A 12,354-nucleotide genomic window follows, 5' to 3' on the forward strand; every position below is an offset into this window, starting at 1 on the left:
GGGAACAATAAATGAGAAGCAGAATAAGAAATACCATGATGATACTGTGTTTTGCACTGATATTGTCATTTGTCTCGTGCAGCAACACAAGAGTTGACGAGAAAAAACAGATATATATAGGTGTGACCTGTTATGACCAGAAGGATACATTTATCGGGGAGCTGATAGAAACTTTCAAAAAGGAGTGCGCAAGTCTTGATACAGACAAATACGATATCAGCATGACAATCATGGATGCTGCAGGCTCACAGCGTGCACAGGATGATCAGGTGCAGGAGATGATAGAGGACGGCTGCAATGTGCTGTGTATTAATCTGGCAGACAGAACAGATTTGTCGCATATTATAAATGCTGCAATGGAGAAGGACATCCCGATTATTTTCTTTAACAGGGAGCCGGTTGATGAGGATTTAAATCGCTGGGATAAGCTGTACTATGTCGGGGCCAAGGCAAAGCAGTCAGGTCAGATGCAGGGGGAACTCATCGCCGATTATATAAAGAATAATCCGGGTGTGGATAAAAACGGTGATGGCAGGATACAGTACGTCATCCTGGAGGGAGAGATGGGACATCAGGATGCCATCGTCAGGACAGAGAGTGTGACAGAGAGCATGAAGAATAACGGTCTTCAGATAGAAAAGCTGAGCTGTCAGATAGCAAACTGGAATCGTGCTCAGGCGCAGAACCGTATGACACAGCTTATAGGTCAGTATAAAAACAGCATAGAGCTGGTTATTGCAAACAACGATGCAATGGCACTCGGAGCGATAGACGCATACGAAAAGCTTGGTGTGACGGAGTCGAATGTACCTGCATTTTTTGGAGTGGACGGCACAGACGATGGGCTTGAAGCAGTGCAGCAGTCGAAGCTTGCGGCAACAGTCTACAATGACAAGGAGGGACAGGCAATGGCTATGGCTCAGCTTGCTTATCTGGCAGCCACCGGGGGCAGCATGAAAAACATAAAGTTTGAGGATAAAAAGTATGTTTATCTGCCGTATGAGAAGGTGACCCCTGACAATGTAAATGAATTTGTGAAGGATGAACAGTGAGCTTATTTATGCTCGTTCCTCCACTCCCTCGGAGCCACTCCGTAGATATTTTTAAAGGCGCGTGAGAAATGAAGCTGATTTTCGTATCCAACGGCAGAACCAACATCTGCGATGGATAAGGAGGTCAGCTTTAAAAGCTCTGTGGCCTTTATCATACGATAATTCATGAGAAATTCCTGAGGTGAATGTCCAACGGAATTTTTGAAAATTTTGCCCAGATAGCTTCGGTTTATGCCGCAGACTCCGGCAATATCTTCGATTGAGATATCATTCTGAAAATTCTGCTCGATATAATTCATTGCTTCTTTTATATAAAAATCACTCATTTTCCCACCCGGAACGAGTTTTGATGATTTGGCTGACTGCATCAGATAATCCAGAAAAAGGTACATATGCCCAATCAGGTGATACGGTGATTCTGAGGGGTGCCTTGTGATGTAGAGCATTTCCTCAACAAGTTTTTCGCGGATATCCTTTGAGTGTGTGTGATATACAGGATTATTTTTGGTAAGCTCTGTTGTGGTGAGAGCCTCCTTGACGCGCAGACCGTCAAACTCAATCCATATGTATTCCCAGGGAAGCTTGTCATCTGCGATATAGGTATTTATCTGGCCGGGAAAAATCAGAAAGCCCTGCCCGCTTTTTATGTTGTAGGTTTGTGTAATGCCCTTTGCATTATCGGCCATCAGAGTGCCGGTGCCGGACAGTACATAGTGGAATAGATAGTGGTTTCTTGTGGCAGGACCAAATGAGTGTCCCGGTTCGCACTGCTCGTGGCCGAACTGGTACATACACAAATCTATGAAATTTACATTTGGAAAAATATTGAAGGAAAGCTTGTCCATGTTAGTCACTCCTTATTGATTAATACTATAAATATATCCTTATGCGACATTATATGCAATTATAACATATTTTATAGCATATTGATATAAAAAAGCAAAAATAAGGGTATTTATTGTATGCATAATGGTATGTTATAATCAGTTAATCAGGAAAAAGAGCAAATAAAACAGAAAAGGAGTGAAAAAATATGGCAAAAAGAAAGATTTGTCAGGCTATGGCGGTTGTGCTGGCACTCGGAATGTGCACGACAGGACTGACCGGATGTGGAAATGAAAAGCGGGCGGACGGAAAAACTGAGATTGAGGTGGTTTCTTATAAGCCGGAGGCTGTTAAGGCTTTCGAGAAGATTGAGAAGCAATTTAATGAGACTCACGATGATATTCATCTGACTATCTCATCTCCGAATGAGGCTATGACTATTTTAAAGACACGCTTCATCCGTGAGGATTATCCGGATATCATTGCAATAGGTGGAGATATCAATTATTCAAATTTCCTGGATGCAGATTTGTTTGAGGATATCTCAGATCTGGATGCAGTGGACAATGTAAAAGAGGCATATCTGGATATGGACAAGGAGCTTGAGTTCATTCCAAAGGATGGCACCTATGCACTTCCTTACGCCGCAAATGCAGCAGGAGTACTTTACAACAAGGATATGTTTGCGGAGAATGGCTGGAAGGTGCCTACAACCTGGAGTGAGTTTACAGCACTGTGCGATGAGATAAAGGAAAGCGGAACACTTCCTTTGTATCTGGGCTTTAAGGATACATGGACCTGTCTGGCACCGTGGAATGCTCTTGCAGTAGGTCTTTGTGATTCAGACACCTGTAATCAGGTAAATATGGGAAATACGACATTTGAGGAGGCATATTCTCCGGTTGCCGACAAGATACGTACATTGCTTGATTATGCAGAGGACAATCCATATGCTTACAGTTACAATGACGCATGTACAGCCTTTGCCAGAGGTGAATCTGCCATGTACACGATAGGAAGCTATGCTATTCCTCAGATTAAGTCAGTTAATCCTGATATGAATATCGGTTCATTTACTTTCCCGGCAAATGATAATGAGGCTGACAATGTGTTAAATTCAGGAATAGATTTACAGCTTTCAGTTATGAAGGCCTGCAAAAATAAGGAAGCAGCATACGAGGTGCTTGAATATCTGTACAGCGATGAGACAATTCAGACATATCTGGATGACCAGGGCGGAATTGCCTGCAAGGAGGGAGATTTCGCAATACCTGATACACTGGAGGATATGCAGGAGTATATAAAGGACAACCGTATGTCGGATTATCAGGATCACCATTATCCAAGTGAGATGAGCGTGGACGCCATGATTCAGACATATCTGCTTGACACAGGTGACAATGCAAAAGAGAAGTTCTTAAAGAAATTTGATTCAGACTGGGAGCGTTACAACAGAGATCTGATTCGTGAAGTACAGGATTACCAGAAGGAACAGGAGGATGCAAAATGAAAAAGAAAATGTCAAATAGGGACAAGACATTCTGGGCAGTTGTGATACCTGTTGTGGTTTTATTTTTCGCATTTAACACGCTGCCGATGATAAAGGGTGTGATTTACAGCTTTACAAACTACAAGGGCTATGGCTCATATGATTATGTCGGACTTAGAAACTATACAGACCTGTTTACCGACGCCAGAGTCGGAAAGAGCTATCTGTTTACTTTTAAATATGCGATTGCAGGAACCGTACTTGTAAATGTATTAAGCCTTGTAATGGCAGTTGCGTTAAACAGCAATATCCGCGGCAAGAGTGCATTAAGAGGTGTTTATTTCGTACCGAATATCCTTGGCGGACTGGTTATTGGTTACATTTTCAGCTTTATTTTTACATATATTCTGCCGGTAGTAGGAAATACCTTCAACATCGGTTTCTTACAAAACAGTATTCTGGCGAGTGAAAAATATGCATGGATTGGCGTGCTGATTGTCGGGGTATGGCAGGCGGTTGCCATGAATACAATCATTTATATATCCGGACTGCAGACAGTGCCTGAGGATGTTTACGAAGCCAGCATGCTCGACGGAGCAGGCAAATGGAAACAGTTCTGGAAGGTTACGTTTCCACTCGTTATGCCGTTTGTTACAATCAATCTGGTGCTCAGCACAAAGAACTTCCTCATGGTATTTGACCAGATTATGTCATTGACAAAGGGCGGCCCGGCACAGAGCACTGAGTCAATCTCATACCTGATTTACAGAAATGGTATGGATGGAGGACAGTTTGGATTCCAGAGTGCAAACGCAGTAATTTTCTTTGTTGTAATTGTGGCTATTTCACTATTCCAGATGGGCGTTATGAATAAGAAGGAGGAGCAGTTATAATGAAAAAACAAAAATCAAACTGGGTACTTACCATCGTTTTAATATTGGGAACCTTAACCGTATTTTTCCCACTGTATATGGCTGTTATCATTGCCTTCAAGAAACCGAGTGAGATGACAAATGATGTCGCAGGAGCTCTTTCATTCCCTTCAAAGTGGAGCTTTTCAAACTTCACAGAGGCTATGAAGGTGACTGATTTCTGGCATTCTCTCGGAAACAGCTTACTTATCACTATTGTGACCATTGTTCTCGCAATCCTTATCCATTCGATTGCAGGATATGTTATCGGACGAGGCATGGCAAGGAAAAAGAGCTTCCGTTTCATATATCTTTACATTGTAAGCGGTATGTTTGTGCCATTCTCAATTCTCATGATGCCTCTTGTAAAGCAGACTGCGCAGATGGGACTTGGAAACAGGGCAGGAGTTATTATTTTATATCTTGTATTTTACATGCCAATGAATGTATTATTATATAGTGGATACTTGAAAAATATCCCTATGGCACTTGAGGAGGCTGCAGACATCGATGGCGCAAGCACATGGACAACATACTGGAGAGTTGTATTTCCTATGATGAAGCCTATGCATGCGACAGTAGCCATCCTGACAGCACTCGGTACCTGGAATGATGTCATGACACCGCTTGTCATCATGTCAGGAACAGGACAGAATACACTGCCGCTGGCACAGCTGAATTTCCAGACACAGTTTGGAACCAACTACAATCTGGCATTTGCATCATATATTCTGGCTTTGATACCGATACTTATATTCTATATAATCTGCCAAAAGCAGATATTAAACGGTGTTGCAAACGGTGCAATCAAGGGATAATTTTTAAACACTATTTTAACAATGATATGGAGTGATTTTATGGCAATTATATTTAATCCAAACAAGAAAATTTTTACTTTACAGACAGCTCACACCACATATCAGATGCAGGTGGACAGACTGGGCTATCTGCTGCATCTGTACTACGGAGCAAAAAGCACATGTGATATGGACTATGTGCTGACATATGCTGACAGAGGCTTTTCAGGCAATCCTTACGCAGCAGGCATGAACCGTACATATTCGCTTGATACGCTGCCACAGGAGTATCCGACACTTGGCACAGGCGATTTCAGAAATATTGCGCTTGATATCAAAAACGAACAGGGCACTGAGAGTGTTGAGCTTCTTTATAAGAGTTATGAAATCAGAGACGGAAAATACGCTCTAAAGGGACTTCCGGCAGTGTGGGCATCTGATGATGAAGCGCAGACTCTTGAAATAGTTCTTGGCGATGATATCGCAGGCGTTGAGGTGCATCTGCTTTATGGCGTGCTCGAGGCTTGTGATGTCATCACAAGAAGTGTGCTCATTAAAAATACAGGCAGTGGGAATATTACAATTGAAAAGGCTCATGCTGCCTGCCTGGATATGGTTTACGGAGATTATGATGTGATCAGATTCTACGGTAAGCATGCCATGGAGCGCAATCTTGAGCGCACACACTTAGGACACGGCACACTTTCATTCGGAAGCCGCAGAGGAACCTCAAGCCACCAGTACAATCCGGCGGTTATTCTCGCACAGCGCGATACTACAGAAAATGCAGGAGACTGCTATGGTATGCTTTTTGTATACAGTGGCAACTTCTCATGTGAGGCAGAGAAGGACCAGATTAACCAGACACGCCTTTTAATGGGGCTTTCCGATGAGCTGTTTTCATATCCGCTTGCGGCAGGAGAGACCTTTACAGTGCCTGAGGTGATTATGTCATACTCGGCAGACGGTTTCTCACAGCTTTCCCATCAGTACCACACCTGCATCAGTGAGCATGTGTGCAGGAGCAGATTTGCACATGAGGTAAGACCGGTGCTCATCAATAGCTGGGAGGCTGCTTACTTTGACTTTACCGGTGATACGATAGTAGATCTTGCAAAGGAGGCCGCATCACTGGGCATAGATATGGTGGTCATGGATGACGGCTGGTTTGGAAAGAGAGATGATGATAATTCATCACTCGGAGACTGGTTTGTGAATGAGAAAAAGCTTGGCGGAACACTTTCTGAGCTCATCGACAGAGTGCATGCACAGGGAGTGAAATTTGGAATATGGATTGAGCCTGAGATGGTGAATGAGGACAGTAATCTGTACAGAGAGCATCCTGACTGGGCTATCCAGATTCCGGGAAAGCTTCCTGTACGCTCAAGAAACCAGCTTATTTTAGACTTTTCGAGAAAAGAAGTCAGGGACAATATTTTCAATCAGATCTGCGCAGTGTTTGACCAGGGAAAAATCGACTACGTGAAGTGGGATATGAACAGAAGCATGGCTGATGTGTATGCAGGAAATCTTGCATACGACTATGTGCTTGGAGTGTATGATTTTATGGAGCGTCTGGTGACAAGATATCCGGATATACTTCTTGAGGGCTGCAGCGGTGGAGGTGGACGATTTGATGCAGGCATGCTCTACTACAGTCCACAGATATGGTGCAGTGACAATACAGATGCCATAAACCGTACAAGAATACAGTATGGCACATCGTTCTTCTATCCGGTATCATCCATGGGAGCGCATGTATCGGCAGTGCCAAATCATCAGACAGGCAGAGTGACAAGCCTTAAAACAAGAGGCATCACAGCCATGGCAGGAACCTTTGGCTATGAGCTGAATCCGGCCCTTCTGTCGGATGAGGAAAAGGAAGAAATCAGAGAGCAGATAAAGACCTTTAAGAAGTATGAGATGCTTATAAATGAGGGCACCTACTGGCGTCTTACAAGCCCATTTGAGGATGAGGTGGCTGCTTGGATGTCTGTCTCAAGGACAAAGGACAGGGCGCTTGTGAGCGTGGTTCGTCTGTATGCAGAGGCAAATGCGGCAGCATGCTATGTGAAGCTTAAAGGCTTGGAGTCTGATGCAGTATATATTGAGGAAAATACCGGCAGGCAGTACACAGGTGCAGCACTGATGAATGCAGGAATACCGCTTCCGTTTGCCGTAAAGGAGTATGAGGCATATCAGTTTTCATTTATCAGGCTTGATGAGGCAAAGAAGCTGTATGATGAGATAAAGAAGGTGTGCGGCAATCTAAAATTAAATGAGGCTGACACTGCAGATAGTGCTTCTGATAACCGTATTGTAATAAGCATCTACGGCGGCTCAGGCTCAGGAAAGACAACGATTGCAGCAGCCCTGCAGCAGTATTTTCTTAACGATAATACAGCCTGCTATGTGCTGACCGGGGACAATTATCCACACCGTATCCCGATGAGAAACGACGAGGAACGCCTTAATGTGTATAACGAGTCCGGCGAGGATGGCTTACGTGGATATCTTGGAACACCTAAGGAGATTGACTTTGACAGGATTAACAAGGAGCTTTCAGAGTTTAAGGCAGGAAAAGATATAATTGAGATAAAGCATATGGGCCGCGAGGACGGTGATATCTCATATGACGAGACTGATTTCACAGGAATTAAAGTGCTCATCCTGGAGTGGACCCATGGAGGAAGCGAATACCTTAAGGGTGTTGATATACCTGTATTTTTGGAGAGCTCGCCTGAGGAGACAAAGGCACGCCGCATTAAGAGAGGACGTGACGAAAACGCCGCAAGCCCTTTCATATGCCGCGTGGTAGAATTGGAGCAGGAAAAGCTTGATTTGCAGGGAAAAAATGCGCGTATCGTAGTTGGAAAGGATGGCAAAGTCTATGAACAATAAACCTATGCTTAATGCATATCCTGACAGTCTGGGCGGTAAGCTTTCCGATATCGCAGCGCTGCTCAAAAAGAAGGAAATGCAGGACACATTTTCATCATTTTATATTCTGCCAAGCCTGTATCATTCGGATTTGGACCGCGGATTTTCGGTCGTGGACTACAATCTGAATGAGGAGCTTGCGACAATAGAGGATTTATCGCAATTGAAGGAGCTGGGGATTGACTTAAAGCTTGACTTTATTTTAAATCATGCTTCGGCACAGTCACCACAGTTCAAGGATCTTGTGGAAAAGGGCGATGAGTCGGAGTACCGCGACTTTTTCATAGACTGGAACAAATTCTGGGAAGGTCATGGAGTCATGACGGACGAGGGCTACATACAGCCTGATGAGTCATGCTTAAAGCAGATGTTTTTCAGAAAGCCGGGGCTTCCGATTCTCATGGTGGAGTTTCCGGATGGACGAAGGGTGCCATACTGGAACACATTTTACCAGGAGGTGCATGGCAGAGATTATCTGGGGCAGATGGATTTAAATATAAAGTCCGAAAAGGTGTGGGATTTCTATCGAGAAACACTTAAAAAAATAGCATCTTACGGTGCGGCTATTGTGCGGCTTGATGCATTTGCCTATGCGCCTAAAGCACCGGGGAAAAAGAATTTCCTGAATGACCCTGAGACCTGGGAATTTCTACAGCAGATCCATGAGCTTGCAGCTCCGCTTGGGCTGACTCTGCTGCCTGAAATACATGCGGCATATGAGGAGAAAATATACAAAACCCTTGCAGATAAGGGCTATGCCACATATGATTTCTTTTTACCGGGACTGGTAATTGATGCGATTGAGAACAGGAGAGCAGATTACCTTGCAAAATGGGCGCGTGAGGTTGTGGAAGATAAAATCTCAACAGTCAATATGCTTGGCTGCCATGACGGCATACCTCTTCTGGATTTAAAGGGTCTGCTTCCGGAGGACGATATTCGCTCGCTTATAGATTTGATTGTATCTCGTGGCGGCATGGTCAAAAATCTTCATGGACAGAAGAATATATATTATCAGGTCAATGCCACATATTACAGTGCGCTTGGTGAGTCTGACAGCAAAATGCTTCTGGCCCGTGCTATTCAGATGTTCATGCCGGGCAAGCCGCAGGTATGGTATCTGGATCTCTTTGCAGGCAAAAATGACCATGAGGCAGTAAGACGCGCAGGAGAATCAGGACACAAGGAAATCAACAGGACAAACCTCAGTGCCTCCGATATTGAGGAGGCGCTAAAAAAGGATGTTGTTGCAAAGCAGCTTGAGCTGCTTCGCATGAGAAACACCCATAAGGCGTTTGAGAAGGGAGCTGTCATCACAGTAGCAGGAGAAGGGCCAAAGCTTTCAATCCGCTATGATAACGGTGAAGCATATGCGCTTCTAACGGTGGATTTTGAAGCCGGAGCGTATGAGATAGAGCTGAGCTGATTTGTGTATTACTTATATGAAGCAGTTAGAATATATTTATCATAAAAGATGCGATATCAAAAAGGAACCGGATTTTCCGGTTCCTTTTTTGCTGCGTAGAATTATTAACATTCCAGTATTTATCAGCTGTTAAGTATGTGTAAACGATTTCATGAATTAGCTTTGAAAACCTGTACTTCTGGTGTTTATATTGCACTCAAGCAAACGAGCTACAGCCGTTGCTGGAAGAAGCAAAAGAAGTGGATGGCTCATAGAGGATAATAAAGAAAGAGAGGTTCATGATGTTAAATGTCATGGACCTCTCTTTCTTTAGGGGAAAATTATAAATGTTTCAAATAATTTTCTACATTCTGATACTCAACGCCATTTTCCATGACGGAATCTTCACCACGATAGAGCACACATCGCTTGGTAATCTGGCCAAATCTCTGACTTGTTTGATTCAGTTTCTCTTCGTCAACTAAGAAGCGGGCTTGCATTGGAACAATTTTCGAGCTGTGTTTTATTTCGTAGCATTCACATGTATTGAGTTTAGCATCGTAAATTACCATATCGTATTCGCCGACAGCAAATTGCAATTTGAAAACACGTTGATGCCTTTTAGCCGATTTGAATGTTTCTAAAAGTACGATGTCTTCCATCATACGACCACGCACTTCTTCCAAAATACGTTCAGAAACTAACATTTTTTCGTGCTCGCTCAATGTAGAGAATAATTCATCTTTTGTCAAAGAATGAACCAATGCCTGTGCCTGGCAATAACGCATGCCTGGTTGCGTGAATAAAATATTCTCTAGTGGTTCGGCACTTGGAATTACCGTTTCTCGTGGAACGTCAACAATCAGGTCAAGTGCTTTCAAATATTCTTTGATTTCCTCTATGTGAGCATTTGTAATACCAATAGATTGTTCTTCTTTATTGTGAATCTCCAACATATCCATTAATCGTTTGGTTACTGCTTCTGTATCGATTTTATCCAAAATATCTGTACGCTGTTTGGGATTACGATCTCTTCGCAAAACATCAGCAGCTGAACCCAAATCATGAGATTTGAATTTGTCGGTCAGAATACGAATAAGGAAACGATGATTCATATCCTCAATGATTCGATTGATAGCACCTGTTAGTTCACCTGCCTCATAGAGTGATTGGAGATGACGGAAATATCCTCCGTCTTGACAACAACTCAGGGAGTGCTGGATATTTTTACAGATTGCGGTATCGATATAACGCCGTGTGGATTCGTCATCACGGAACGAAGCATCCTCTGAAATAACGTCTTTATCATCAAAATCCAGTTCTCCTGCACGAAGTGTGCCGCCATAGCGAATATACTCGTCAATACTGTCGATACCGAGTAAACGACTATGTTCACGGAATGGAATAAAGGTAGTGTGAATCGTAACAGCTCGATCATAAAGTTCCTGATGAAGCGCAAACCAAAAGCCAAGAGAATCTGTTCCGGATAAAACAATTTTCATACCTTGTGCAGCGTAGATATCAGAGAATAGTGCTGCTGAATCAATAAAGTCGGGCATTAGGGTTACTTCGTCAATAAAAACATATTCATATCCCAGATCAAGGAGTTTGCCCAAATCACGATTCATCGCTGCCATGGTATCGCTCCCTTTTGCTTTGATGTATGCTGATTTTGCGGACTGTGATGGAGTCATTCCTAAAACAGCCTGACGCAGCATTGTTGTCTTTCCTGTTCGTCGCAGACCAAATACCAAGCATACACGATCTGTTTCCTCACTGTTTAAATATGCCTGTAACTGTCTGAAACAATCACGTTTTCCCCAGTTTTTTACACCTTTTGTCAGTGCCAGAAGACGTTCTCCGATAATGACAGAAGTTTCAAAATCTGTAGATTTAGATGGATCAATAGAACTGTGTTGTTTCAGTTCTTTCAATTCTTCTTGAAGCTGTTTGCGCCTTTCAACACCTGCAAAAATTTCTTCGCGTTCGTTCTTTTTAATGTACTTGCTTTTGCTTTTTCCATTCTCTGTCCATTGCAGATAAGGCTGCTCTTTGCCGTAAATTTTCTTCATGTTGATAGAACCTTGTGGTAAGGCTGCTATCTCGTTTTCTAATTCATAAATTCGTTTGTAGATATCCATAATATCACCCCGTTTCTTACAATCTATTATAACCCATTTTGAGTGAAACATCAATGGGTTATAATGGGTTATAACGTCAAAAAATGTGGAAGTGAAACGACTACTTTTTTGTCGTGAACAAAAGATTGTGAAATCAAGATGGATAAAGTATAATAATCATAAGTTATTTTTCTGGGAACTATGCGTATTGTTGTAAAAAACAACGGCATTGTAGTATAGTTAAAATGTATTGATAAGCCGGAAGAGCTGCTGCAGATATAAGAGGTAACAATATGGAATACGAACACATAACCCACTCCTTCGAGCCTGTCTATGATGAAAACAGCCGCATACTGATCCTCGGCACTCTGCCGTCCGTTGCATCAAGGGAAAACAATTTCTATTACGGACACAAGCAGAACCGTTTTTGGAAGCTGCTTGCGTATCTATTGGATGAACCGGTGCCGGAGACGATAGATGAGAAAAAATATATGCTGTTTAAAAATCATATAGCTATATGGGATGTGATACAAAGCTGTGACATCAAGGGGTCGAGCGACAGCAGCATCAAAAACGTCGAACCGACAGATATAAGGAAAATCCTTGAAACAGCCGATATAAAACAGGTATATGCAAACGGAAATAAAGCAGGGGCGCTTTATAAGAAATATCAGCTTCCTCTGACAGGTATGGAGGCAGTCACACTGCCGTCCACAAGCCCTGCAAATGCGGCATGGTCATTTGAAAGGTTATGCGAAGCATGGACACGGATACTTGCAAACCTTTAGAGATTTATATATAGAGGTAAAATTTAC

General features: G+C 42.9%; 9 protein-coding genes. 7 read left to right on the forward strand and 2 right to left on the reverse strand.

Annotated elements, in window-relative coordinates:
* The first annotated feature begins 11 nt into the window (after positions 1-11).
* On the forward strand, positions 12-1,052 hold the full coding sequence (locus EUBREC_RS02185) for a galactose ABC transporter substrate-binding protein (protein WP_041253831.1): 1,041 nt from the start codon (positions 12-14) through the stop codon (positions 1,050-1,052).
* 2 nt (positions 1,053-1,054) lie between these two features.
* On the opposite strand, the gene EUBREC_RS02190 is transcribed toward EUBREC_RS02185, so the two are convergent.
* Positions 1,055-1,897 (reverse strand): AraC family transcriptional regulator, encoded by an 843-nt coding sequence (locus EUBREC_RS02190; RefSeq protein ID WP_012741393.1) that lies wholly within the window; start codon positions 1,895-1,897, stop codon positions 1,055-1,057.
* Between the two features lie 188 nt (positions 1,898-2,085).
* Between EUBREC_RS02190 and EUBREC_RS02195 the strand changes: the two genes are divergently transcribed.
* The 5 genes from EUBREC_RS02195 to gtfA are packed head-to-tail and all read left to right on the forward strand — an operon-like array spanning position 2,086 to position 9,440.
* The gene (locus EUBREC_RS02195) at positions 2,086-3,387 is read left to right on the forward strand and encodes an ABC transporter substrate-binding protein (protein WP_012741394.1); all 1,302 of its coding nucleotides are present in this window, start codon (positions 2,086-2,088) and stop codon (positions 3,385-3,387) included.
* The gene (locus tag EUBREC_RS02200; RefSeq protein WP_012741395.1) at positions 3,384-4,259 is read left to right on the forward strand and encodes a carbohydrate ABC transporter permease; all 876 of its coding nucleotides are present in this window, start codon (positions 3,384-3,386) and stop codon (positions 4,257-4,259) included. Before EUBREC_RS02195 ends, EUBREC_RS02200 begins: the two co-directional genes overlap by 4 nt.
* Positions 4,259-5,095 (forward strand): carbohydrate ABC transporter permease, encoded by an 837-nt coding sequence (locus tag EUBREC_RS02205; RefSeq protein ID WP_012741396.1) that lies wholly within the window; start codon positions 4,259-4,261, stop codon positions 5,093-5,095. The genes EUBREC_RS02200 and EUBREC_RS02205 overlap by 1 nt, the downstream gene beginning before the upstream one ends.
* A 39-nt stretch (positions 5,096-5,134) precedes the next feature.
* Positions 5,135-7,975 (forward strand): alpha-galactosidase, encoded by a 2,841-nt coding sequence (locus EUBREC_RS02210; RefSeq protein ID WP_041253833.1) that lies wholly within the window; start codon positions 5,135-5,137, stop codon positions 7,973-7,975.
* Positions 7,965-9,440 (forward strand): sucrose phosphorylase, encoded by a 1,476-nt coding sequence (gtfA, locus tag EUBREC_RS02215; protein ID WP_041253835.1) that lies wholly within the window; start codon positions 7,965-7,967, stop codon positions 9,438-9,440. The genes EUBREC_RS02210 and gtfA overlap by 11 nt, the downstream gene beginning before the upstream one ends.
* Positions 9,441-9,760: 320 nt before the next feature.
* Here the strand turns inward: gtfA and EUBREC_RS02220 are convergent, their stop codons facing one another.
* Positions 9,761-11,560 carry a DUF6788 family protein gene (locus tag EUBREC_RS02220; RefSeq protein ID WP_015515570.1) on the reverse strand — a complete coding sequence of 600 codons (1,800 nt, stop codon included), beginning with the start codon at positions 11,558-11,560 and terminating at the stop codon, positions 9,761-9,763.
* Positions 11,561-11,832: 272 nt separating this feature from the next.
* Here EUBREC_RS02220 and EUBREC_RS02225 point away from each other — a divergent pair, with 272 nt between their 5' ends.
* Positions 11,833-12,327: a DNA-deoxyinosine glycosylase gene (locus EUBREC_RS02225; RefSeq protein WP_012741401.1), complete on the forward strand. Its 495-nt coding sequence runs from the start codon at positions 11,833-11,835 to the stop codon at positions 12,325-12,327.
* Positions 12,328-12,354 lie beyond the last annotated feature (27 nt).

It is taken from the genome of Agathobacter rectalis ATCC 33656 (genome assembly GCF_000020605.1).
GTDB lineage: Bacteria > Bacillota > Clostridia > Lachnospirales > Lachnospiraceae > Roseburia > Roseburia rectalis.

Coding starts and splice junctions, on each gene's coding strand:
- EUBREC_RS02185 (WP_041253831.1), top strand. CDS start 12: ATGAGAAGCAGAATAAGAAATACCATGATGATACTGTGTTTTGCACTG.
- EUBREC_RS02190 (WP_012741393.1), bottom strand. CDS start 1,897: ATGGACAAGCTTTCCTTCAATATTTTTCCAAATGTAAATTTCATAGAT.
- EUBREC_RS02195 (WP_012741394.1), top strand. CDS start 2,086: ATGGCAAAAAGAAAGATTTGTCAGGCTATGGCGGTTGTGCTGGCACTC.
- EUBREC_RS02200 (WP_012741395.1), top strand. CDS start 3,384: ATGAAAAAGAAAATGTCAAATAGGGACAAGACATTCTGGGCAGTTGTG.
- EUBREC_RS02205 (WP_012741396.1), top strand. CDS start 4,259: ATGAAAAAACAAAAATCAAACTGGGTACTTACCATCGTTTTAATATTG.
- EUBREC_RS02210 (WP_041253833.1), top strand. CDS start 5,135: ATGGCAATTATATTTAATCCAAACAAGAAAATTTTTACTTTACAGACA.
- gtfA (WP_041253835.1), top strand. CDS start 7,965: ATGAACAATAAACCTATGCTTAATGCATATCCTGACAGTCTGGGCGGT.
- EUBREC_RS02220 (WP_015515570.1), bottom strand. CDS start 11,560: ATGGATATCTACAAACGAATTTATGAATTAGAAAACGAGATAGCAGCC.
- EUBREC_RS02225 (WP_012741401.1), top strand. CDS start 11,833: ATGGAATACGAACACATAACCCACTCCTTCGAGCCTGTCTATGATGAA.